Origin of the sequence: Endozoicomonas sp. SCSIO W0465, from assembly GCF_023716865.1 — a bacterium.
Classification (GTDB): Bacteria; Pseudomonadota; Gammaproteobacteria; order Pseudomonadales; family Endozoicomonadaceae; genus Endozoicomonas.
On record NZ_CP092417.1, the window covers coordinates 6776995 to 6800183 of the forward strand.

The window sequence follows — 23189 nt, forward strand, 5'->3', positions numbered from 1 at the left end:
CAGCCAGAGTTTGCCAGCAGATCTCATAAATCCTAGACAGCAGGTCAACTCATTAAGCGATCAAACTGCTCAATAATCAGCAACAGCTTCTCAACGTCCAGCCGCTCAAGCGGCAAGGCCTCTTCTGCATAGGACTTGATATTTGAACCCTTTGGCAGAGTGCCTCCGCTATCGATAATGGCCCGGACACGGGGAACAAAAATCCACTGCAACCACTGACTGAATGCCATGGTATCCATACAAAAAGGTGTGGTGCTGGCCATGGTTTCAACGGCCGGGGGCATGGGAAGCCAGACATCCTGCCTGCGGAGCTCTGACTCAATAGCCTCCAGCAAAACAATAACTTCTTCAGACATATCAGCTATTTAATGCGCTTAACAAATGGTTGATTTTTCGTTCCAGCATAAAACCCGGTTTCAGGCTTAACGCTCTCTCTGCTAATTGCCGGGACTGTGCAAAACGTCCCTGATCCCTGCGCAGCAAGGCCAGCTGGTAATAAACGTCCGGGGCCGTTGGACTGATGCGCATCGCCCGTCCAAGTGCACTTTCAGCTTCATCAAATCTGCCAGCTTCCCGGGCATTCCAGGCCTGGTTCAATAATGTGCCCAACGCATCCTGACGCTGCCCATAGGGTGATGATGACACATCAGGCTGCTCTTCCTGTATCAATACCGGCGAAGAGCAACCCGCCAGAACGCCAGTCAAAAACAGCACCACGAACAATCCGGGTGAAAACGATAGCACTTTTCCACACCGCTTGGTCAGGGAGGTCAGGAAGATAGTGTTATGCATCATTCAAACCACCCTTTAATTCTGTCAAACAGAGAACCCTTCACAACATCGGCTTTACAGCCGGCATAGGCTTGTGGCTCAGAGCCCTTGATATAGGGCAACTGTATAGCGCCCTTACAGTAACGATGGCTGCGACCATTGGCCGATGGATTCACCCAGATGCTCGACACATTGCTGGCTCCCAGCGATGTTACCGACTGAACCGGCACATTCGACATAAAGTTACCCCAGATCTTCAAAGCACCACTGCTGCCCGTCAATTTTGTCGGGCTGTTGTTATCGTGGCCAATCCAGGTCACTGCCACCAGATCTCCGGAGTAACCGGCAAACCAGCTATCCCGGAGATCATTGGTGGTGCCTGTTTTGCCCCCCAGCGCAATACCTGGCTCAACATACCGGTATACGCTGCGCCCCGTGCCGTCTTTCATGACCATACCCAGGGCTGTACGCAGAAGTTCCATTGGCCCCGGTGCAAAAGCCTGCTCTACCGAAATACTGTAACGGCTCAGAGGCTTGCCCTGACTGTCTACCACCGCATCAATAGCCCGCAATGGCATACGAAAACCACCACTGGCGATGGTTTGGTACATATTGGCAACCTCAATCGGAGCCATCGATGGAGAGCCAAGCAAGACGGATGGATAAGGTGGCAACGCCTGCTCAATGCCCAGTCGCTTGAGCGTATCCAATACCGATGGCAAACCAACCGCCATCCCGGTATTGGCTGCCGCCTGATTATAGGATTTCACCAGGGCCAGGTAGAGTGGCACCTGCCCATGGGATTTACGGCTGTAATTCTGAGGCTCCCAGTAACCACCACGACCATCACTGATTTTCACCGGCGTATCATGGACAGGCGTCGTTAATGTGTACTGGCCAGGCCGTTCAAGAGCGGTTAGATAGATGGCCGGCTTCAACAGGGAACCAACCGGCCTGCGAGCCTCAATAGCACGGTTAAATCCGGCATAACCGGGGTTTCGATCCCCCACAACAGCAAGCAGGTCACCCGTCTGGGCAGAGCTGACCACCATGGCACCCTGAAGTTGATTATCCTTGCCCAGAGTCTTTAACGTGCTGGTAACGCTGTTCTGTGCCTCCCGCTGAATCACCGGGTCCAGGTTGGTGAAAATCCTGAGTCCTTCAGAGGTCAGATCCTTCTCATCATAATCCTTGCGCAGCTGCTCCTTAACCATATCGATGTATGCAGGAAAATCGTTGGTACTGACCAATTCCCGACTGACGACGCCTAGTGACAGTTTTTTGGACCGTTCAGCTTCGGCAACCGGAATGATGGATCGCTCCGCCAGAACATCCAGCACCAGGTTTCGTCTCTCCAGGGCGCGCTCCGGATATCGCCTTGGGTCATAATAAGATGGTCCTTTGACCATAGCCACCAGCAGAGCAGTCCGTGCCAGATCTAACTCCCTGAGCGGCTGGGCAAAGTAAAATTGACTGGCCAGGCCAAAGCCATGAATGGCCCGGCGACCATGCTGTCCCAGATAAACTTCATTTAAATAGGTTTCAAGAATCTCTTCTTTGCCGTAATGCAACTCCAGCAGCAGCGCCATAATGGCTTCTTTACCTTTGCGAACCAGGGTGCGCTCATTGGTCAGAAAAAAGTTTTTCACCAACTGCTGGGTAATGGTACTGCCCCCCTGAACAACCCCGCCAGCTTTCAGGTTGGCTACCATGGCACGGGCAATGGAGGTGGGAGAGAGACCAAAATGGTCGTAATAGTCCCTGTCTTCAATGGCCAGCAGGGCAGGAATCAGGTATCGGGGAGCCTGGGCGGTGCGAATCAGTAGGCGGTCTTCATAACTGGCCGGATAAATACCACCAATGGGCTGGGGATCAAGCCTCAACAGTGGCAGGTTTTTACCATTCCGGCCGACGAGGCGAATCACTTCACTGCCCTGAAAGTCAACCTTCACATAGCGCGATGGCTCAGTACCATCGGGAAAGTGAAATCCCCGGCTGAAAATAACGAACTGGCTGCCATTGCGGGCAAACGTTCCGGGGCGACTCACATCACGAACCGCCTGATAACCCTGACGCTTGAGCTGAGACTGGAGATCACCGGGCGTTATCAGCTTGCCAGAATACAATTCAACAGGACGTGCAAATACCTTAGCGGGTATCGCCCATTTTTTTCCTTCAAACTGCCTGGTGACTATGGCATCCAGATAGACAGCGTAAGCACCAACCAGAACCACCAGCGTCAAGCCCAGCTTGAGCAGGATGGATTTCCACGGTACCGGATTACCCTGTTTTTGCTTTGCGGATGATTTGGTCTTTTTGGCAGGCCTGCCTTTTTTGATCGTCGATTTCTTTACCATGCGGGTGATTATACGCTAGGAGGCTGTCCGAGAACTAGCTATTGAAAAAACGAAAGCTTCAGCATTTTCTTGGCTGATCAAATATTGACCTAAATTTAGCCTGTTTTGGGGTAAAAATTGCGTTTTTTACCCTTTTGCTTGCCTTTATGCTTCTTCAAGACGGATTGATCCCGTTGAAACCGATTTGACAATTTTTTTGAAATTATAAGCACTGCAGACCAGTGAAAATTCTCCAGCCACTTTTTCCTTACCCCGGACACTGAACCCTCTGAATCCTGAGTTCTTGATTTGGCCAAAAGGCGGTTCCGCAATCACCTTGCGACGCTCATAAACCGCTTTGGCCTCTTTGGTTTCCATTTTGCGGTTCATCGCCTGGCGTATGGCTTCGTGGCGGTCTGTGCGAATCACTTTCCCCGGGTCTTTGTTGTCACCACTGCACCTTTTACGTAACGGGCAATCCCGGCAGATATCTTTACTGACGCGGTAGCTTTTGTGTTTTGCTTTGCTAGCCGTGTTATAAATCAGCTTCTCACCGGCAGGGCAGGTAAAGCTGTCGTCTGCTTCATGGTAAATAAAATCCGCTTTGACAAACTTTCTGTCAGAGTCTTCCAGTCCCTCTGTTGCAGGCTTCTCCTGTCGATCCGTAGCCATGTAAGCGTCAATGTTCGCATCATCAAACGCTTGCAGGTTGGGCCCTGAGTAATAGCCATTATCCTCACTCATTTTGCCAATGGACGCGTTATCTGTTGCTTCTGCAATGGCTTCAAGTGCAGGCTTTACTTCCTGCTTGTCATTGGCATGCTGGCTGATGTGCTGGCCAACAATGATACCATTATCGCTGTCGACGCTGATCTGGGCGTTATAACTGTACTGATAGCCACTGCCTTTTTTACCCATGATCCTGGCATCATGATCAGCAAAGCTGATTTGCTTTTTGTCGTCTATCGGCTTATCGGGATTCAGGGCCTGTTCCCGTTCTTCAAGCGCTTTTTTGGCCTCCTGGATTTTCTCTAACCGTTCCTGCTTGAATTGCAAGTCTTCAGGAATGCTGTAGCCAGTCTCCTGCTGATAAGCATCGTCCTCTTCACTGTCACTGGTTTCGGCTTTTTTAATCAGGGCCTCAACTTCAGCCATTAATTCAGCTTCTTTGGCCTTAAGTCGTGCGTAGCTCATGGCCTTATGCTTTGATGAGTCGGCTTTGAATTTGGAACCATCAAGAGCGATGTGGCCCAGCGAGGCCATCTGTAGTTCCCGGGCGAGCAGCACGCTCTGTTTGAAACTGCTTTTAAAAAAGGTGGCCTGGTTTTTACGAAAGTCACTGAGCACCCGGAAATTTGGGCAGTGCTGTTTGGCGATATACATGAAAGCCAAGTCCTGATTGCAGCGCCGTTCAATCTCCCTGGAGCTGAACACACCATGGCTATAGGCATAGATCAGGATCGATATAATCAGTCGTGGGTGGTAGGCATTCTGGCCAAGATGGTGATACTGCTTTTCCACTTCAGAGGTGTCGATATGCTTGAAGATATCTTCAAAAACGAAGCAATCATGATCTGGTGGCAGCAGGTCGAAGATGTTCGATGGGAACATCAGGTGCTGGTCAAAATCAGCAGGGTTATCTTTGAATTTGATTGATGACATCCGTTTCGGCAACAATAAAGTGGGCAGAAGATGCCTGATTATACTTAATCAGGCTATTCTCGGACAGCCTCCTAGAGCCTATTGATGATCTTTTTCGGAAAACGAAAACAATTGGAAAATGTCTATATTCTTCCCCTTTGGGAAAGTTCGTGAACCGTTTCTGATCAGGTTGAACACCGAACCCCCTTATTGGCAGGATGAGTTAAAAAAACAACGGACCGCCCGAAGCGTTTGCCAGAAAGTCCCAATCAAGCGTCAAAATACCATGGCATCGGTAATAACTGATAACTCTATGGGAGGACTTCAAAAGTCTGGTCTATTCTTAAGAGAAAATGACTTCTGACTTTTTAATAATCATGCTGTCTCTGGTACGGACGCTGGAGTTGAGTTAGGGATCCAGTACATGGCAACTGATCTGATCGAATTAAAAAACCTTGGCAAAACATCCGTACAATGGTTAAACGCTGTAGGCATCAGAACGCTTGAACAACTCCATGACATAGGCTCTGTCGCAGCCTACTGCAAAGTTCGTGATCGTGGCTTTAAAGTTTCAAAGGTATTGCTCTACGCGCTTGAAGGAGCCCTTATAGGAGCACACTGGAATGACCTGGACTCAGATTACAAGGCTCGCCTTTTAGAGGCAGTAGAAGACAGTCCTCCGCCATCCTGACCCCCCCTATCGAAAGCTCAATACTATTTTAGGCCTGGCCGCAGACAGGACACTCTGGATCTGCCTGCAGTCTCACTGTCTGCCACTCCATGGTCATCGCATCAAAAATCATCAAACGACCATTCAACGTTTTTCCAAATCCGGTAATCAGCTTGATCGCTTCCAATGCCTGCATTGTGCCTATCACTCCGACCACTGGCCCAAGAACTCCTGATTCAGAACAGCTGAGGTTTTCATTGCTCTGCTCATCATATAGACACCGATAGCAGGGTGCATCAGACTGACGACGATCATAAACCGTCAGCTGGCCATTAAGCCTGATGGCTGCACCGCTGACCAGAGGAACAGAGCTCCTGACACAGGCAGCATTGATGGCAAACCGACTGGTAAAGTTATCGGTACAATCCAGCACCACGGTCGCTTTTCTCACCTGCTCTAACAGGCCTTCATCTTCCAGCCGTCCATGGATAGTCTCAATCTGAATACTGTCATTAACTGCCAACAACCGGACCCGGGCAGCGGCTACTTTTGCTGCCCCCTGATCGTCTGCACAATAAAGTAACTGCCTCTGAAGGTTGGTGGTATCAACCGCATCCGGGTCAACCAGCACCATTTTTCCAACACCTGCTGCCGCCAGATACTGAGCAGCCGGGCAGCCCAGCCCACCCAGACCAAGAATTAAAACGCTCGATGACAGCAACCGTTCCTGACCTTCGATATCAACCTGGGGAAGCATAATTTGTCGGCTATAGCGGAGTAACTGCTCATCATTCATGGACGGTAACGGTCCTTAATAAAATTCACAGAATCAGTCAGGACTCTGACTCAACAAACTCACCATAGGCTTCTGCATCCATCAAATCACTGAGTTCACCTTCATCCTCAAGTTTCAGCTTGAAGAACCAACCATCATTATAAGGGTCACTGTTGACGGTTTCCGGAGCGTCTTCCAGTGTGCTATTAACTTCAAGAACTTCACCAGTCAATGGTACATAGATCTCTGAGGCAGCTTTTACAGATTCCACCGCTCCAGCCTCATCACCTGCAGCGAATACAGCACCGGGCTCAGGCAGTTCAACAAAAACCACGTCACCCAGGGCTTCCTGGGCATGATCTGTAATACCAATAGTGACGGTACCATCTTCCTCCAACCTGACCCATTCATGGGAACGCAGATACCGTAACTCAGAAGGTATATTACTCATCTGTTTATCCTCGGTTGATTCTCTGTAAAGCTAAGGTGCCTCACCCTATTATCCCCCTCCAGAAGACAATACGGTGAAATCAAACACTGCTTATTGGCTCATTGCTGTCGACAAGCTCATGGCTGACTGGTACGAGCATTCTAACGAGTTTAGTGGGAAGTTTACATAGTACCGCCTCGGTTAACGGCCTGAATGAACCTTTGACTGTTGAGCTGACTGTCGTGTATACAAAACCCGAGAGCCTGTGCAACACTGAAGAGACAAATGACAGGGCAGAATAGCCTGAAGTGTGCCGTGCATCTGAAGTTGAGCAAACACGACACGGATTCATAGTAAATCAAGTGATGAGGTTCAGAGTCGAGTGTCATTGCAAAATGCCTGCCAATGTAATGAACAATTGTTGTCTGATTTGATTCAGGCGATTGAAAGACTTCCTGCAAATCATTATCAGAAATCTGCGGCTCCTGGTAGCCGCCAAACGATAGGCACTCATATACGCCATATCATTGAGTTTTATCTGTGTTTTTTGTCAGGTCTTGAGAGTAGATCCATTAACTACGACAACAGGAACAGAGACGCGGAATGCGAGAGGAATGTCGCTTCAGCAGTAAACGCTTTGCTGGGTATTAAGGAACGGCTGGTTAAGCTGACAAAAACATCGAGTAAGATCAATCTAACCCTCAATGCCTGCACTGATACTAATGGAAGTGTCATTAAGGTGGAAACATCCATCGTTCGTGAGCTGCTATTTTTGCAAAATCACACCACGCACCATATGGCAATTATCAATCTGCTGCTGCAACAGTCAGGTCATCAACCCCCTAAGAATCTCGGAATTGCCACCTCAACACTGATTTATCAAACACAGCAGGAAACATCCTCTGAAAACCAGGCCTCCTGATCCTGGGTACTTCACAAAACCGCTGCAACGCTGAATGAGAATATTCGATGGTAGTTCTTTGTCATTAAGGCAATTCAGCATTACATCAGTTCATTTCTGGCCAATTTTTATCAGCAGCATTAATAAAGCCGGGAATATCCATAAGCCACTTATCCTGAATACTGCTGTCGTAATTCAAATACAGTTTATTATCGACAATTTTCCAATGTTTTGGGTTTCCCGGTGCCCGTTGTTTTTTTGCAGCAATAGCCCATGCACAATAACCGCCATATTGAGGCATATACAACTCAGGTTGTTGCTTAAAAAGGTTTGCATGCTTTTCTGAAGAGAAGTACCACTCCACACCCAAGTGTTCAATTTTATACCTGGCACTCCCTTTTACTGGTTTTCCTTCCGTAAAATAACCAACGGTATCATAACCACTGACGGCTTTACTGCTAAGCCAGCCAGTATAAATATGTTTGTCAGCAGTGGCGTTGGTGCTGAATGCCATCAACAAGATCGTAACCATCCTTAGCAATTTACTCATGAGCGTCCATCCGCAGTAAAAATACCAACAAAAATACTTTGATGCCTCTATATCCATCAACCATACTTTTTTCTTAAGTGAATTCCAAATCGCACCGGCTCTCGCTTGAGAACCAAAACAATGGTTATCTCTGGAAAACGTTCACTATGTCGACATTCACAGCACGATGAATCTACTCCAAAATCGAAGTATGGGTACCCTACCCTGAGGTAAGCATCAATGAACTCACTGCTAACAAGGATTGTTTTAGCAGCAACACTGTTAACACCAACATTCATTTCACAGGCTGAAGTGGATAATTACCGGCTTTTATTACAACGAACCGACAGAGTCATTGTTCACTTTAACGAAAAGCCTACCGAAGCCAGAGCATTAGCCTTTATTAAACAGGGAGCAACCCACGGTGGATATGGAGTTGCTGCAGGCAAAAGGCAGGAAGTGCTGTCAATAGGTGCCCCCGTTAATCTGGAAGATGCAAAAATTCTGGCAAAGGGATTAGAAGATGATCCGCAGGTAAAGTTTGCTGAACCAGACCTGGTAATGCAGACCATGAGAGTCCCCAATGACCCTCTGTATAATCAGCAATGGCAATACTTTGAAGCCAGAGCGGGTATTAATCTCCCTGCGGCCTGGGAAATATCCATTGGCAGCACTGAAAATGTGATTGCTGTTATTGATACCGGCATTACGGACCATAAAGAGATTAATGACAGGCTGGTATCAGGTTATGATTTTGTTTCAGACCCCTGGATGGCTAATGATGGTGATGGCTGGGATAGTAACCCCCGGGATCCCGGCGACTCTCTGCAACCGGGCGCCTGTGGGACCTCATTTGGCAATCCAATTCCTGCCAATACCCAAAAGAGTAGCTGGCATGGCACACATGTTGCCGGCACGATTGCCGCAAAAACTAACGATAATGCCGGGGTTTCCGGTGTAACCTGGCTCTCCAGAGTACAACCTCTGAGGGCGCTTGGGCGATGTGGTGGCTATACATCCGATATTGTATCCGCCATACGATGGGCGGCAGGTCTTAAAGTCTATGGCCTGCCAATCAATCCCGATCCGGTCAATGTGATTAACCTGAGCCTTGGTGGAACAGCACTCTGGTGCCCCCTATCCTATCAGGATGCCATTGATGAAGTGGTTGCCGCCGGTGTTACTGTCGTTGTTGCGGCAGGGAATGAGCAACAGAATGTGGCTATGAGTACGCCGGCAAACTGCAAGAATGTCATTGTTGTTGGCGCTATCAATCGCACAGGAAATCGCAGCTGGTACTCAAATTACGGTACTGGTATCGACATTATGGCCCCCGGTGGTGAAACACATTTTCAGGGCAATGGTATCTTGTCTTTATACAATTCAGGGCTGAAGAATCCGCAGGGTCCCTCCTATGCCGAGCTGCAAGGCACGAGCATGGCGACACCTCATATCGCAGGCTTGATCGACCTTAGCTACGCTGTCGATCCAACACTGCCACCTTCCGAACGCAAGCGGCTCTTGAAAGAAACGGCAAGACCCTTTGCCTCAGATAGCAATTGCTCAACCTTCAGATGCGGTGCCGGAATTGCTGATGCTGCAGCCTTCCTGAGAGCAATCCGGAAGGCCAGGTGAAAAATATTCAGACGGGCCCTCGAAATTAGGTCTAGGTTTTAATAAGAGCTAACAAGATAAGCAAGTATTGCAACGCTTCAAACGAAATAAGCATTGGTGCAGTAATACTTGGGATGAAGAGAGAATGATTCAGCAGTGCTTCTCTCTTCCATAAATCCAATGGAGTGGAACCTTGAAACCATTGAATCATTCACTGCTGCTGACTGGAATACTTTCCTCTTTCATCACTTCTGTGAGTCTTCAAGCTAATTCTGATTTGGCAGTTGTCGATAATGGGCTTCTGGATCTCAGCCTGGAAGAGCTGATATCTCTGGATGTTCCCGACGTCACATCGGTATCCAAAAGAAAACAGCGCCTGATGGACTCCCCTGCCGCTGTGTTTGTCATTACCGATGAGGATATTCTGCGTTCAGGAGTGACATCCATTCCAGAGGCACTGAGAATGGTGCCTGGTATGCAGGTAGCCCGGTTGAACAGTAACACCTGGTCAATCAGTACCCGGGGTTTTAACTACATTTTTGCTAATAAATTGCTGGTGCTGATCGACGGACGCACGGTTTACTCACCTTTGTTCTCAGGCGTTAACTGGGATGTTCAGGACACCATGCTGGAAGATATTGCCCGTATAGAGGTGATTCGCGGCCCGGGTGCGGCACTTTGGGGGGCCAATGCGGTCAATGGTGTAATCAATATTATTACCAAACATGCGGCAGATACCCAGAGTGGTCTGCTATCTACCGGGTTTGGTTCTGAAGAGAAAGCCTTTGCGGCTTATCGCTATGGTGGAGAGTTGGGAGATGATGGTTATTATCGAGCCTTCTTTAAAACGTTCAACCGTGATGCACTGGCTACGGCCAATGGATCAGACGCTAATGACGACTGGCAATTAAACCGTGCAGGCCTTCGGGCAGACTGGCGCACAGAGACAGGTGCTGAAGCATCATTACAGAGTGAAATATATGATGGAACCACACGCCCTGCTTTGAAAATATTCAATGCCGATACGTTTACGCAAGATCTCATTACTCATCAAAACCGTGATCAAAGGGGCGGTCACCTGATCGGTAACTATAAGCATTACCTCGCTGATGGTAGCCATTTTACTCTCAAAGGCTATTACGACCGTTATGAGAATTATGATTACAGGGTTACGGAAAAAAGGGATATTGGTGATCTGGAATTCCAGCACCAGATTCTCCCCAGGAATAACCATGACATTATCTGGGGAATGGGCTATCGGTTAACCAAATATAATCTCAGCGGCATGAATAATATCACTATGGGAGAAACCCGCCGAACCGATCAGCTTTACAGTGCATTCATTCAGGACCACATCACACTAACACCTGAGTGGGCTCTGACCCTGAGTTCCCGGTTTGAACATAATGATTTCACTGGTTACGAAGTGCAACCCAATGCCAGCCTGACCTGGAAAATATCAGATCAGCAAACCCTGTGGTTAAAAGCAGCCAGTGCATTGAAAACCCCATCTATCAGTGAAACATCTGTTACATCTCGCGGTATTACTTTTTTACGTGAAGATGATTCTCCCATACCTACAATTGCCACTCTGGACTTACTGGCTATCAGTGGCAACAAACAGCTTGAATCAGAAAAACTATTTGCTTTAGAGGTTGGTTACAGAGAACAATTCAATAATAGACTTCTATTCGATATCACTGCCTTTTTCAATCAATATAAGGATCTTTTAGTCTACATTGACCAAACAGATTGTCTGGACGGAACAAGTTCACTATTTTCAGTCTGCTCCTACAACGGTGGTAGCCCCAACATAGAAGGAGATATTGTACTTGAGTATCCGACCACCTTCTCCAATGAGTTGACGGCCAATACCTTTGGCCTGGAACTAACAACTGACTGGCAAGCAAAACCATGGTGGAAATTACAATTCAACTACAGCTTTCTCGGCGTTGATGCATTCAGCGACAAGAGCAACTCCCCAATCACTAATGATTACCTGAAAGGCAATGAAAACCTGTTAGAAACTCTCAGTGCCAACCATACCGCCAATATCCGTTCCTACATGAACCTGCCCAACCAGTGGTATCTGGATTTCTGGGTACGTTACATGGACAACCTGAAAAATGCCCGGGTTAAGGCCTACACGGCACTGGACGTAAGGGTTGCCAAAAAAATCGGCAAAGACCTGGAGTTTTCCTTAACCGGCAAGAATCTTTTCGATAAACAGCGACTGGAGTTCAGCGAAGTATTCAGTGGACTGGGCGAAACTGAGGTACAGGAATCTTGGTACCTACAGTTACGCTGGCAATATTAATCGGATGGGGGAGACAACTTCATGCCGATAAAAATCAATAAAGCGTGCGCAATAATTGCAATGGCTCTGCTCTGTGGTTTCAATGTAATTCAATCAGCCGCCAGCGACGTTACCAAAGCAGATAAGGTTAAAGCTGCCATTGTCTACAAACTGACCAAATTTGTTGCATGGCCAGAAAAAAAGCAGACCCTGGCACTGTGCATTATTGGCAGTGGAGCCATTAACAGTGAACTCTTAAAAATTAATCATAAATTCAGCATGGGACGGCGTATATCAGTCACTCATAAAACACATAACGCTCCGCTGGAAAAACTGTGTGATATTGTCTACATCCATAACTCACAGCCAAACGTCATATCCGGGATAGTACAGAAACTAAAAAACAAATCGGTACTGACAATCAGTGATAGTGAGAACTTTGCTTATCACGGTGGCGTGATAGGACTGATTCGTACCGGTAACCGAATTCAATTTGCCATTAGTCAAAGTGCGACCAGAAATGCAGGCCTTTCAATTAATGCCCAATTGATGGGGTTAGCCAAGGTTATTAAATAGTCACTATGATAACATTTAAGAACCTGCCCATTAAAAAGAAGTTACGGTACGCCATGCTGCTAACGGCGTACTCCGTTCTACTGGTGACCCTGAGTGTACAAACTGTCAGTGAATATATGCACTCACGGTCTTTGCTGATCAGTAAACTGGAAACCCTGGTTGAAGTCATTGGCGCCAATACACAGGCAGCTCTGATGTTTGAGGATGCTGTAGCAGCTGAACAACTATTGAATGGCTTTTCCAACACCAATGAAATTGAAGCAGCCTACTTATTAAACCCTGCCGGTGAGCGGATTGCAGGTTATTATCGCGAAAAGAAGCAGCCCTGGGCTTTTACGCTGGAAGAACTCAACCAGCCCGTTACATTATTCAGTAACTCCAAATTGCATTTATATCGCCCCATTAATATGGATGGTCAGTTCATTGGTGCTATTTATGTACAATCAAATTTGAGCGAACTTTATCTGCACCTTTCTCATATCTTATTTCTGGTCATGGTTGCAGCACTAATTTCTATCGTGCTGGCGGCAGTGCTGAGCTCCAGGCTACAAAAACTTCTGGCACGACCTATTACAGAACTGGCGGATACCATCAGCGAAATAACGGAATATCAGCAATATAATCGTCATGTGCAAAAATACGATAACGATGAGATTGGACAGCTGTATGACTGCTTCAATGACATGCTGATGCAGATAAAAGAGAGGGATGACCGACTACGGCAACATCGTGAAAATCTGGAAGCAACCGTTGCCAGTAGAACTAATGAACTAAAAATGGCCAATCGGGATTTAAAAGAAAATCTGACCGAGCTTAATGAAGCCAAAGAGGTGGCATTAGATGCGGCCAAAGCGAAAAGTTCCTTCCTGGCCAATATGAGCCATGAGATCCGTACGCCCATGAATGGCATTCTTGGCATGCTGGAACTGATGAAAGACACCTCTCTCACAAAAACACAAAATGATTTTCTAAATACAGCTTACTCCTCTGCTGACTCTCTACTTTCCATCATTAACGACATTCTCGACTTTTCAAAAATTGAAGCTGGCAAAATGACTATTGAAAAAATAGATATCAGTGTCAGGGATATTGCTGAAGATGTCTGCACATTACTGGCAGGCACCGCACGAGAAAAGGGTCTTGAGCTTAACTGCTATATCGATGTTGACCTGCCCAGAACACTGAAAGGTGACTCTGTAAGACTGAGACAGGTTCTAACGAACCTGATTGGTAATGCAGTGAAGTTCACAATCAAAGGAGAGGTCAGCATTAAAGTAAACCTCATCAAACGATCACAGACGTCTGCACAAGTTCAATTCTCTGTAGAGGATACCGGTATTGGTATCGCTGAAAATATTTTACCGACACTATTCAATGAGTTTACCCAGGCCGATGGCAGTACTACCCGGAAGTTCGGGGGCACCGGCCTGGGCCTGACTATCTCCAGACAGTTAGTGGAATTAATGGGAGGAAGCATCAGTGTTGTCAGTGCTGAAGGTCTTGGCTCAACATTCACCTTCACTCTGGATATGGAAATATCCCAAAACCAATGGATTCAAAAGTCTCAGGTACTTCATGCATTGGATGGGATAAAGGCCCTGGTCGTTGATGATAACAAAACCAACCGCGAGATTCTTTGCCACTACCTAACAGCCTGGGGTCTGGTTCATAATGAGGCATCAACGGTAAAAGAAGCGCTTCAGATATTGAGAAAAGCCTATAACAATAACCAACCCTATGAGCTTGTCTTTCTTGATATGGATATGCCGGAAATGGACGGGCTGGAACTGTCTAAAGTGATCGAAGAAGATCCCGACTTAAAACCAGCCCGCAGAATAATGCTCAGCTCGAGTGCTTTTATCTCTCAGGAAGAGCAGCAAGCTGCCGGTATTTCCGCTTGTCTGAGCAAACCGTTCCGGCAGTCCAGGTTACTGGATACCACAATGCAAGTAATGCATTACCATCATGCAAGTCAGCAGACGGACGGTACAACCGATCAACTCGAGGCAGAGACGCCTGTATTCTCAGAGAGTATCCAGATACTTCTGGTAGAAGACAATGTGGTAAACCAGAAAGTCGCTATCAGCATGCTGAAAAAAATTGGCTTGAGTCGAATCCATCTAGCAGAAGATGGCCGCGAAGCTGTCGACATGAGCAGAAATCAAACCTATGACCTGTTGCTCATGGACTGCCAAATGCCGTTGATGAGCGGATATGAAGCCACAGGTCTGATTAGACAAAGAGAACGAGAACAGCAATTACCCAGAATACCGATCATTGCCATGACGGCCAATGCAATGACTGAAGACCGTGAAAAGTGCCTGGCAGCTGGTATGGACGACTATCTGAGTAAACCGGTCAAAATTGATAATCTCAGGGAAAGACTGGAACACTGGCTTATTCACGACACGCAACCACACAAAGTGATACCTGAGGCTGCAGAAAAAACACCGGATATTGATAGTAAGCTGAACCAATCAAAGCAGCATCCATTGATTGATCAGTCCATATTCAATTCACTGAAAGAACTGATGGAAGAAGAATTCCCGGTACTGATTAACAGCTATTTAGAAGACGCTCCTAAATTAATGGCCGATATCCAGTCCTCTTCCAAAGATGCAAACCGGGAGGTTCTGGTAAGAGCTGCCCATACCCTGAAATCAAGCAGCAACAATCTGGGAGCCACACAGTTGGCAATGATTGCTGCCGACGTAGAGAGGGAAGGACAAGCGAATAAGATCGGAGCAGCATCTGCGTTAATTTCTCTACTGGAATCAACGCTTGATGAAACCATGAAAGCACTTAGAGAGCCTAAGGCTTAAAGTTATTCCTACTATCCACTGCCAATTTATTGTAGAACAGGAAAACACAGACTGGTGCTTGGCGGCAATACGTCTTTCTGACTACAGCTGATCACAGTCAAACCATTTGTTACCTGTCACGATCATTACACTCGGATTATTTTCCCGGGTTATCAATGTTCTAATCCTGACTTTCTCCGGCAAGGTCGTTGACTGCTTTGAGATCAAAAAAATGGCTGGGCAATATCGATGAGCCTGATCATGAGTATCTTCAAAAGGTTTGCCGTGATCACACTTCGCTTCCTGTAATATTTGGTCACAGTAGGAATGGCGGTCACCCGCCACCCCCTGCGCAGATCCGTACTTGCACTGCTAGCGCATACGGCTCCTACCTCGAGTATTTAACGTCAAACCGTTGCTCCGGCCCAGCCTGACGTATACCCAACAGATTGGACATAGTGCTATTCCCGCGCTGAGTCGGGTCACGGACATCCTGTTGGATATTCCTCTTGGTCAAGCCCCTTTCCTCCACAACCTCCGCCACAGATCTCTCTGCTTTGTTCGGCGCTTCTCAGGTACTATGGGCTTGTCCGACTTCCTGCCGACGACAATAGGCGTATGGCTATTAACCTTCCCGACTGCGTCTCCTATGGCTAAACAGGAGAAACCGGCAGGATCTCCCGAGTTCCGCACAAGATGCGTACCTGCATGCACAAGGTCTCCGACTGCGCGAGGCCCACAGGTCACTTGCGGTGTAGTGCAACCTGTAATATTGCTTTCTGCATCACTTAACAACATCAGCACCTCGGACTATTTGATTTCGCAGCTCAATACTTAGCCTACAGGCCCCCCTGTCAACGCTTCACCGGATACCTTACGATATCAGGCGCATGACTCGAGGCTGGGGCGACCCGCCAGTCTTACCCCACAGGGACTTTCACCCTTAACATCTTGTCGATTTATCTCGGCACACTAAGTCCTCAAAAACCGGTACATGAAGCAAGATTCTATTCTATCGTCTAACCTTTCTTCCATGTTCACGTCACCTAATGAAGATCTGTCACCCAACCTGCTTGAGTTTATTGCTCAACTACAGGAACAGAACATTCGGCTGCAGGAAGTAGTTGTCGAGCAACAGACTCGGATCGATCAACTCGAAAACGAGATCACTCGTCTGAAAAAGCTCAATACCAGACCCAACCTCAAACCCAACACCAAGCCGCCTGCAGATAACGACCAGGGGACTTCAGGTTCCGGATCGGATGAAAGCGACAGCGACGACACATCCGAAGACAGCTCCGGCGACGATCACAAGCGGAAAGTGAACAAACCTGATGAGTCGACTCCACGCCAGCGCTCCCAACCGCAATGCCCTCCTGTCTCTGATGAAGATACTATTGCCCCTGAAGACATTCCCGAGGGTTCTGTTCGGCACGGTCGAGAGCCTTATACCGTTCAGGAAATGGAAGTTAAGGTCAAGACCATTCGATACTGGCTTGAACAGTGGTTGACACCGGAAGGCAAAACCATCAGTGGCAAACCGCCAGCCAATCTGCACGGTCACCATTATGGTCCACTGCTACAGGCTTATGCCTTGGTTCAGCATCATGGCTGCGCTGTTACCCAGCCTCAATTATTGGAACTTCTCTGGGATGCCGGTGTATCCATCTCAGCTGGACAGCTCAGTAACCTGCTAACCAAAGTCCATGATGCCTTCCATGCTGAAAAAGATGAGTTGCTGGCCACAGGAATACGTTGCTCCCATTACCTGCAGACAGACGACACCGGATCCAGGCACAAGGGGCAGAATGGTTACTGTACCGTCATCGTCAATGATCTGTTTACCTGGTTTGGCAGCACTGGCAGTAAGAGCCGGGAGAACTTTTTATCACTGCTGCACAGGCCTTGGAGGGCATACGTTCTTAATCAGGATGCGCTGGACTACCTGGAGCAACACAGCTTCTCGAAAAAGTGGCGGAAGACACTGGCGAAATATCTCGACGTTCACTTTCTAAACCGGGAGTCGTGGGAAGAGTTTATGAAGGATATTGGCCTTGATGGCCCCAGGTTACGCCAAAAAGCCACAGAAGGCGTATTATACGGTAGCCTGATTCATCATGGATTCAATCGTCAGACCGTCACATTCAGTGATGGCGCCCAGCAGTTTAATGTATACGACCATGCTCAGTGCTGGCTGCATGCGGGAAGACCACTGGAAAAAGTCATTCCGGTCAACAGACAGCAGGTAAACGCACAATATTGGTGTCTGAACTGGTTCTGGGATATCTACCGGGACCTGAAGGCGTTCAAGGAAGAACCTTCAGAATCCAGGGCCGATGCAATACGACAGGGGTTCGATGCCCTGACACAGACCCAAACAGGCAGCACAGAGTTACAGAAGGCTCTGGGAGGCCTGATGGTCATTAAAGAAGAACTGCTCAGGGTTCTAGATGACCCGACCTTACCCCTGCACAATAACCTTAGTGAAAGTCAGATCAGGGAGCATGTAAAACGGCGGAAAATCAGTGGAGGGACACAAAGCGATGCAGGACGGCAGAGTCGCGACACCTTTGCCAGCCTGAAAAAAACGTGTCGCCAGCATGGTCTCTCATTTTGGGAATATCTGACAGACAGGTTAACAGGTACTGGTTCGATTCCGAGACTGGCGGATATTATTGAATACGTTTCATGTTGGCTGCCATGTGGTCAATGTAGGAGTTTTTGAGCACTTACTAATATTTAATCGTAACTGTTCAGCACCCCCACATAAATCTGGAATTTTCTGATTTTTATACCATCCTCTTAAGCACCATTTTTCCACAATATTCGCCAGCATGATTCCAGAACTACCCGCAACTATGTCGGCTGAGATTCTCTTGAAAGAGAATGCAGAGCTGCGGATGAGAGTTGCCTGTCTGGAAGAGCGATGTCGAGAATTGGAAGAAAAGGTTGGCAAGAACAGTCAAAACAGCAGCAAGCCGCCATCGTCTGATGGTTATCAAAAACCTTGTAAAAACAGTAATTCTCCAGATCATTCTGACGACCTTTCCGCAGATAAAGGTACCGATCCATCGGATGAAAAACCCAATCCTAAAAGTCTGAGACAGTCTTCTGGTAATAAAGCCGGTGGAAAGAAAGGGCATCAGGGCACTTGTCTTAAACAGGTCGATATCCCTGACTATATTGAGTACCTTCCGGTTAAAGAATGCAATAAATGTCAGGCGTCTCTTCTTGCTCGACTTTAGAGTCTGTATAAAACGATAATTCGGTCAGCTTTTTATAGTGAAGCAAGCCGAAATCAGTGAACTGTTTTTCCAAGTTCGTTATTACTTCCGTTTTTTGCCTAAAAGCCTTTAGTTATGCTGCTTCTGAATTATCCGGTATTAACTGGTCGATCAGATCGCGAAAATTGAACTCATATTTTTGCTTATATCTGTTCCAGCCCTTGCGAATAGAGAACCTCGGAATAATTCCTGAAAGAGCAATTTTCATCATGCCTGCAGTGGTTGTATCCGGGCTTCTCCAGGGTATCCGAGAAATATTCAGACATGCCTGATTTTTACAAACGGTTAATAACTGCAATAATGCATAGCCTGCCATTTTCAAATGCATCCATCGAAGCAGTGTTCGCAATTTCTGCTGCCATAAATGGCAACAGCCAAAAGCATGTTTGAGTTGGTGAAACATTGGCTCTACCGGCCATCTCCGGGAATAGGCACGAAGCACCTCCAGTCCCTCAAGTTCCGGATTGGTCGAGATGAATATTCTGCTTTCGGTCAGACCTTTGTCATTTTCAAAGCGACTCCAGACGACGCGTACTTCACGACCTTTAAGGAATCTGGCGCGACAGATCAGGGTACGATAACGTATTTTGCGAAATTTGCCGTACATCCATACTGTTGCTTTTTCTTCCGGCAGTTTCTTAACCTGTTCTGTCGTCATCTTGATGCCGTACTTTTTTGGGCGCCCTCGCTTCTTTACGGTGGGTGCTGGCGGCAAAGCATAGAGGGCCCGATTTGAAGGTATCTGACCAACAACTTCTATGTTCATTTCCAGAGCTGGCTTTATCAGTGTCCAGTTCATATACCAGCAATCGGTTAGCAGGCGTAGCACTCGATCCTTCACTTCATTGCGTACCACCCTGAGCATGGCCACGGCAATTTTCAGTTTGCTGGTGTTACCTGAAGCTGGTGTCGGAAATGAGATCACCGGTATGGCGGTAAATACTTCATCTGCAGCCCGCTCAAATATGATGGCCAGGGAAACCCAACACTGCCCCCAGATGTACGTCGGCCGATTGCGTTTCTTGCTGTGTTGATGATGTGTACGACAAGCAGGGGCTTTGTCGGAAAACCGTTCGATTACCCAGTCATCAAGCCCCAGGACCACAGGTTGATTCTCAGGAGCTTTGGAGCAGACCAGACGGATCAAGTGGCGTGCCAAGTTCTTCCATTGCCACTTGCCCTGAGATAGCCAGTGGTGGTAGCTGCTCCACACACAATGAAAATCAATTGTTAACAACGCCTGTGTAACAAAGCCGTCGGCTGAAAGCATGCAACCGAACAGCAGTTCGCAGAACGTTGGTACTGCAGTTGATGATAGCGCTCCAGCAAGAAAGGTTGTATATGAAGCGAGCTCCCTGAGGATTACTTGATGATCTGAAGTGAGCATGGCAACCATCTCGAATTTCGTCATTGGGGATGGTTGCTTTTAGCAGATTATGCGCCGGAACTATTGTGCTCTTAAAACTCTAAAGTCGAGTCTTCTTGATAGTGAGCCGGTCAAATATATTGAACGACAGGTGTTTGAACCAGGGAGACCGGGTGAATTTGAAGTAACGGCCCATAGAGCTGAAGTAAAAATCTGCACTTGTGGTTGTCGGAATCAGGCTGAATTCCCGGAAGGTGTTACCGCTGCCGCACAATATGGCTCAGCCACACAGGCTATGGCCGTCTATCTTAACCAATACCATTTCCTGCCTTTTAAGCGCGTGTCAGAGTATTTTAATACTCTCTATAAAATGAGTGTAAGTGCAGGCACTGTCGCCAATTTTGTGGCCAGAACCTATGAAAATCTGGCTTCTACTGAAGAGGTTATTCGTGACGCCTTGCGGGAATCGTCTGTTGCCGGAGCCGATGAAACGGGTATGCGGGCCGAGGGCTCTTTGCACTGGCTACACGTTATGCGGGATGAACAATGGACGCTCTACTACTTGTCTGAAAAGCGAGGTCGTGAGGCCATGGACACGATGGGCATACTGCTAACATTTGCAGGCGTTCTGGTTCATGATCATTGGAAATCCTATTTTGCATATGCGGCAACTCACGTACTTTGCAATGCCCATCACCTGAGGGAGCTTTTGGGTGTTGTTGATAGGGACAGCAATCAACTGGCGTTGCGATTGATGAAGCTACTGAGGCTTTCCTGGCATTACTGCAAGGGCTTTAAGACCATAGGTATGCTACAGATGCCAAGTGTTGTCTGTGAACGAATCGAGAAGATTTATGACCGGTTGCTTCAGCGGGCTCTAATGAAAGAAGTCGTCTATATGGAGAAGCAACGAGAGGAGCTTAAGCGCAAGAAAGTCAAGAATACTAAAGCTTACAATCTCTTCAAACGACTCACTGAGTTCAAGGCTGAGACACTGCGCTTCATGTCAGATTTTACCATTCCCTTCGATAACAATGGCAGTGAGCGGGATGTTCGAATGGCCAAGTTAAAGCAGAAAATCTCAGGCTGCTTCAGGAGTGCAGACGGTGGTTCTATGTTTGCACGGATTCGCAGCTATTTGTCGTCTGCCAGAAAACAGGGAATGGACATATATCAATCACTTCATAGAGCTGTTCGGAATTACTGTAATATGCCTTTGCTCAGTGCTGAATAGTTACATTTAATCTTACACAACAAAAATCCCGATAAATTGCTCTATCGGGATTTCTTGAATAGGTGCCTGGCGATGACCTACTCTCGCATGGGGAGGGAAACCCATAGAAACCCTACCATTCAGCACCATAATACCAACATTAACCCACCTCTGCAGCCCTTGATATTACTAGCATTCCGAGCTAATTAGTAAGAGCATACCAAAATAATGTAAGACCGTTTCGGCGTTTTGAGTCCGAATCTAGTCCGAATCAATAAAAACAATGCTCGGAGATATTAGAGATGATAAAGAAAATCACAGAAAGCAGTGTATCAAAAATGGGAGAAAAAGCCCTCAGGGATAATGAGATCCGTGGCTTTTCATGCCAGTCAAAAAAAACCGGGAAGTATTTCTACTACGAGTACAAATCGCCCGTTACCGGCACCAACCGCAAGCATCCTCTTGGCAAGCATGGTGAAGTTACCGTCGATCAGGCCCGCACCATGGCACGAGCGGCTGCCGGTGATGTAGCAACGGGAAACGATCCCCAGGAACAAAAGCGTGAGCGACGTGAGGAGATTGAAAAAGCTCGACAAAATACCCTGAGAGCGTTTATTGAAGGTGACTTCAGAAGCGTCACCCCCGAGCCGACGGCAGATGAAGCTGAGAAAAATATAAAGCGGCATTTTTCCAAATGGCTTGATAAGCCTATGTCCCACATAACCCCCTTTGATATGAGAAAGTGGCTCAACAATTACCCTGGAGCGCCCTCCGGTGGCAACCGGATTATGAATGATCTTCGAGGCATTCTGACCAAAGCCGTCGCAGCTGGTTATCTGGAGAAAACCCCGATGTCGGAAGTCAAACGTCTCAAAGAGGACAAAAGCAAGAAGATCAAATATCTGACCCGGGAGTATGAGAAACGACTCCTGGCCGGTCTGGATGAATACGATGAGTACCGCCGGGATCTGGATAACCAGGAAGGCAAATTTGCCGATATGCTCAGGCCATTAGTGATGGTGGCCATCCACACCGGCATGCGCAAAGGAGAACTGCTCAACCTCAAGGTAAACGACATCGATTTTGCATCCGGAGTCATCACTGTGGTGGGTATGGGGGACCGTTCCGACAGTCACCCAAAAAAGAAAGTGCGCACCAAATCACTCCAGACCCGCTACATCCCCATGAATGAAATTTCCTCCAGCATACTCAATGACTGGCTCGATCAAACGGGCTACACCGAACTGGTCTTCCCGAACAACTCTGGCCAGCGAGCCTGTGACAAGTACATAGACCGGCGCTGGTATAAAGCCAGGGAAGCGGCAGGCCTGACCGGAAAAATCGATTTCCATGGATTACGCCATACCTTCGGCACCCGCCTTGCCGAACTCCGTGTCGACCTGGTCACCATCCAGGAACTTATGGGTCATGAGTCGCTGGATGTAACCGCCAAATATCTCCACACCAGTCCGGAGCGCAAACACGTAGCCATATCAGAGCTGGCCGGTTATTAATCGGCCACACAATTCAACCATAGCTTTACCATTCAAAGCACGGCAATAATAGGCATTGATACGTATCAATACTTGCACATTATATATGGTTAATAATTGCGCACCTTCAGGAGAATAGGCACACATCAAACCTGTAACCAGCAACAAAGGGAAACATCACCGGTTATGATCAAGATCGAAAAATATAAACTGAAGGATGGAGAAACCGGTTGGAAGGCGCATTTTCAGCTTGAGGAAGGCGATACATCAGATACCGTTCACACCCGTCGATTCAGCTGCGCCAGGTATGGTGGACAGGCATTTCACAAGGCACTGGAATGGATCGAACGGCAATACTATCGGCCAGAAACCGCAGCGTTCGATAAAGTGCCAGGGAAGGATAATTCAGAAAAGTTTACTCAGGGTTAGTGTTTACTACTGTGGCAAATCTGCGTAGGCGGCACACAAGTTCCCCCACTTACCAAGCAGGCTA

At 47.5% G+C, this 23189-nt stretch carries 21 protein-coding genes; 12 read left to right on the forward strand and 9 right to left on the reverse strand.

Going from position 1 to position 23189, the window contains the following annotated elements:
* Positions 1-44: 44 nt before the first annotated feature.
* The 4 genes from MJO57_RS30640 to MJO57_RS30655 all read right to left on the reverse strand — a co-directional run bounded on the left by MJO57_RS30640 (position 45) and on the right by MJO57_RS30655 (position 4769).
* Complete coding sequence (locus tag MJO57_RS30640; RefSeq protein WP_252021214.1) at positions 45-356, reverse strand: YqcC family protein; 312 nt, start codon at positions 354-356, stop codon at positions 45-47.
* Position 357: 1 nt separating this feature from the next.
* Positions 358-795, reverse strand: coding sequence for a tetratricopeptide repeat protein (locus tag MJO57_RS30645; RefSeq protein WP_252021216.1), 438 nt, complete (start codon positions 793-795; stop codon positions 358-360).
* Positions 792-3128 (reverse strand): penicillin-binding protein 1B, encoded by a 2337-nt coding sequence (mrcB, locus tag MJO57_RS30650; protein WP_252021217.1) that lies wholly within the window; start codon positions 3126-3128, stop codon positions 792-794. The genes MJO57_RS30645 and mrcB overlap by 4 nt, the downstream gene beginning before the upstream one ends.
* A gap of 144 nt (positions 3129-3272) precedes the next feature.
* The gene (locus MJO57_RS30655) at positions 3273-4769 is read right to left on the reverse strand and encodes an IS1182 family transposase (protein WP_252021219.1); all 1497 of its coding nucleotides are present in this window, start codon (positions 4767-4769) and stop codon (positions 3273-3275) included.
* A gap of 403 nt (positions 4770-5172) precedes the next feature.
* Here MJO57_RS30655 and MJO57_RS30660 point away from each other — a divergent pair, with 403 nt between their 5' ends.
* The gene (locus tag MJO57_RS30660) at positions 5173-5439 is read left to right on the forward strand and encodes a TfoX/Sxy family protein (protein WP_252021221.1); all 267 of its coding nucleotides are present in this window, start codon (positions 5173-5175) and stop codon (positions 5437-5439) included.
* A 28-nt stretch (positions 5440-5467) separates the two neighbouring features.
* Here the strand turns inward: MJO57_RS30660 and MJO57_RS30665 are convergent, their stop codons facing one another.
* Both MJO57_RS30665 and gcvH read right to left on the reverse strand, forming a co-directional pair.
* Positions 5468-6214 carry a molybdopterin-synthase adenylyltransferase MoeB gene (locus tag MJO57_RS30665; RefSeq protein ID WP_256492846.1) on the reverse strand — a complete coding sequence of 249 codons (747 nt, stop codon included), beginning with the start codon at positions 6212-6214 and terminating at the stop codon, positions 5468-5470.
* Positions 6215-6251: 37 nt separating this feature from the next.
* On the reverse strand, positions 6252-6644 hold the full coding sequence (gene gcvH, locus MJO57_RS30670) for a glycine cleavage system protein GcvH (RefSeq protein WP_252021225.1): 393 nt from the start codon (positions 6642-6644) through the stop codon (positions 6252-6254).
* A 361-nt stretch (positions 6645-7005) separates the two neighbouring features.
* Between gcvH and MJO57_RS30675 the strand changes: the two genes are divergently transcribed.
* Complete coding sequence (locus MJO57_RS30675; protein ID WP_252021227.1) at positions 7006-7545, forward strand: DinB family protein; 540 nt, start codon at positions 7006-7008, stop codon at positions 7543-7545.
* An 85-nt stretch (positions 7546-7630) separates the two neighbouring features.
* On the opposite strand, the gene MJO57_RS30680 is transcribed toward MJO57_RS30675, so the two are convergent.
* Positions 7631-8074: a YHS domain-containing (seleno)protein gene (locus MJO57_RS30680; RefSeq protein WP_252021229.1), complete on the reverse strand. Its 444-nt coding sequence runs from the start codon at positions 8072-8074 to the stop codon at positions 7631-7633.
* Between the two features lie 219 nt (positions 8075-8293).
* Between MJO57_RS30680 and MJO57_RS30685 the strand changes: the two genes are divergently transcribed.
* From MJO57_RS30685 to MJO57_RS30705, 6 genes are all read left to right on the forward strand, one after another.
* Positions 8294-9688: a S8 family peptidase gene (locus tag MJO57_RS30685; protein WP_252021231.1), complete on the forward strand. Its 1395-nt coding sequence runs from the start codon at positions 8294-8296 to the stop codon at positions 9686-9688.
* Between the two features lie 172 nt (positions 9689-9860).
* The gene (locus MJO57_RS30690) at positions 9861-11984 is read left to right on the forward strand and encodes a TonB-dependent siderophore receptor (RefSeq protein WP_252021233.1); all 2124 of its coding nucleotides are present in this window, start codon (positions 9861-9863) and stop codon (positions 11982-11984) included.
* A 21-nt stretch (positions 11985-12005) separates the two neighbouring features.
* Positions 12006-12539: a YfiR family protein gene (locus tag MJO57_RS30695; protein ID WP_252021235.1), complete on the forward strand. Its 534-nt coding sequence runs from the start codon at positions 12006-12008 to the stop codon at positions 12537-12539.
* Positions 12540-12670: 131 nt separating this feature from the next.
* Entirely contained in the window at positions 12671-15361 is a 2691-nt protein-coding gene (locus tag MJO57_RS30700; RefSeq protein ID WP_252021237.1) for a response regulator, read from the forward strand.
* A 106-nt stretch (positions 15362-15467) separates the two neighbouring features.
* Positions 15468-15593, forward strand: a complete 126-nt coding sequence (locus tag MJO57_RS33545; protein WP_371924722.1) for a phage holin family protein — start codon at positions 15468-15470, stop codon at positions 15591-15593.
* 741 nt (positions 15594-16334) lie between these two features.
* Entirely contained in the window at positions 16335-18065 is a 1731-nt protein-coding gene (locus MJO57_RS30705; RefSeq protein WP_252021239.1) for a transposase, read from the forward strand.
* Here MJO57_RS30705 and MJO57_RS30710 read toward each other — a convergent pair.
* Positions 18027-18176, reverse strand: a complete 150-nt coding sequence (locus MJO57_RS30710) for a hypothetical protein (RefSeq protein WP_252021241.1) — start codon at positions 18174-18176, stop codon at positions 18027-18029. The two genes, MJO57_RS30705 and MJO57_RS30710, sit on opposite strands and share 39 nt — an antisense overlap.
* On the opposite strand from MJO57_RS30710, the gene MJO57_RS30715 reads away from it, so the two are divergent.
* On the forward strand, positions 18175-18585 hold the full coding sequence (locus MJO57_RS30715) for a DUF6444 domain-containing protein (RefSeq protein WP_252021242.1): 411 nt from the start codon (positions 18175-18177) through the stop codon (positions 18583-18585). The two genes, MJO57_RS30710 and MJO57_RS30715, sit on opposite strands and share 2 nt — an antisense overlap.
* A gap of 112 nt (positions 18586-18697) precedes the next feature.
* Here MJO57_RS30715 and MJO57_RS30720 read toward each other — a convergent pair whose 3' ends face one another.
* Positions 18698-20035: a transposase gene (locus MJO57_RS30720; RefSeq protein ID WP_252017304.1), complete on the reverse strand. Its 1338-nt coding sequence runs from the start codon at positions 20033-20035 to the stop codon at positions 18698-18700.
* A 25-nt stretch (positions 20036-20060) separates the two neighbouring features.
* Here MJO57_RS30720 and MJO57_RS30725 point away from each other — a divergent pair, with 25 nt between their 5' ends.
* From MJO57_RS30725 to MJO57_RS30735, 3 genes are all read left to right on the forward strand, one after another.
* Positions 20061-21224, forward strand: a complete 1164-nt coding sequence (locus tag MJO57_RS30725; protein ID WP_252021244.1) for an IS66 family transposase — start codon at positions 20061-20063, stop codon at positions 21222-21224.
* A 281-nt stretch (positions 21225-21505) separates the two neighbouring features.
* The gene (locus MJO57_RS30730) at positions 21506-22717 is read left to right on the forward strand and encodes a tyrosine-type recombinase/integrase (protein ID WP_252021246.1); all 1212 of its coding nucleotides are present in this window, start codon (positions 21506-21508) and stop codon (positions 22715-22717) included.
* A gap of 165 nt (positions 22718-22882) precedes the next feature.
* Entirely contained in the window at positions 22883-23125 is a 243-nt protein-coding gene (locus MJO57_RS30735; RefSeq protein ID WP_252021248.1) for a hypothetical protein, read from the forward strand.
* The last annotated feature ends 64 nt before the right edge of the window (positions 23126-23189 follow it).

Bases quoted from the DNA above. Each gene is read 5' to 3' on its own strand.
- MJO57_RS30640 (WP_252021214.1), bottom strand. From the start codon at position 356: ATGTCTGAAGAAGTTATTGTTTTGCTGGAGGCTATTGAGTCAGAGCTC.
- MJO57_RS30645 (WP_252021216.1), bottom strand. From the start codon at position 795: ATGATGCATAACACTATCTTCCTGACCTCCCTGACCAAGCGGTGTGGA.
- mrcB (WP_252021217.1), bottom strand. From the start codon at position 3,128: ATGGTAAAGAAATCGACGATCAAAAAAGGCAGGCCTGCCAAAAAGACC.
- MJO57_RS30655 (WP_252021219.1), bottom strand. From the start codon at position 4,769: ATGTCATCAATCAAATTCAAAGATAACCCTGCTGATTTTGACCAGCAC.
- MJO57_RS30660 (WP_252021221.1), top strand. From the start codon at position 5,173: ATGGCAACTGATCTGATCGAATTAAAAAACCTTGGCAAAACATCCGTA.
- MJO57_RS30665 (WP_256492846.1), bottom strand. From the start codon at position 6,214: ATGAATGATGAGCAGTTACTCCGCTATAGCCGACAAATTATGCTTCCC.
- gcvH (WP_252021225.1), bottom strand. From the start codon at position 6,644: ATGAGTAATATACCTTCTGAGTTACGGTATCTGCGTTCCCATGAATGG.
- MJO57_RS30680 (WP_252021229.1), bottom strand. From the start codon at position 8,074: ATGAGTAAATTGCTAAGGATGGTTACGATCTTGTTGATGGCATTCAGC.
- MJO57_RS30685 (WP_252021231.1), top strand. From the start codon at position 8,294: ATGAACTCACTGCTAACAAGGATTGTTTTAGCAGCAACACTGTTAACA.
- MJO57_RS30695 (WP_252021235.1), top strand. From the start codon at position 12,006: ATGCCGATAAAAATCAATAAAGCGTGCGCAATAATTGCAATGGCTCTG.
- MJO57_RS30705 (WP_252021239.1), top strand. From the start codon at position 16,335: ATGAAGCAAGATTCTATTCTATCGTCTAACCTTTCTTCCATGTTCACG.
- MJO57_RS30715 (WP_252021242.1), top strand. From the start codon at position 18,175: ATGATTCCAGAACTACCCGCAACTATGTCGGCTGAGATTCTCTTGAAA.
- MJO57_RS30710 (WP_252021241.1), bottom strand. From the start codon at position 18,176: ATGCTGGCGAATATTGTGGAAAAATGGTGCTTAAGAGGATGGTATAAA.
- MJO57_RS30720 (WP_252017304.1), bottom strand. From the start codon at position 20,035: ATGACGAAATTCGAGATGGTTGCCATGCTCACTTCAGATCATCAAGTA.
- MJO57_RS30725 (WP_252021244.1), top strand. From the start codon at position 20,061: ATGCGCCGGAACTATTGTGCTCTTAAAACTCTAAAGTCGAGTCTTCTT.
- MJO57_RS30730 (WP_252021246.1), top strand. From the start codon at position 21,506: ATGATAAAGAAAATCACAGAAAGCAGTGTATCAAAAATGGGAGAAAAA.
- MJO57_RS30735 (WP_252021248.1), top strand. From the start codon at position 22,883: ATGATCAAGATCGAAAAATATAAACTGAAGGATGGAGAAACCGGTTGG.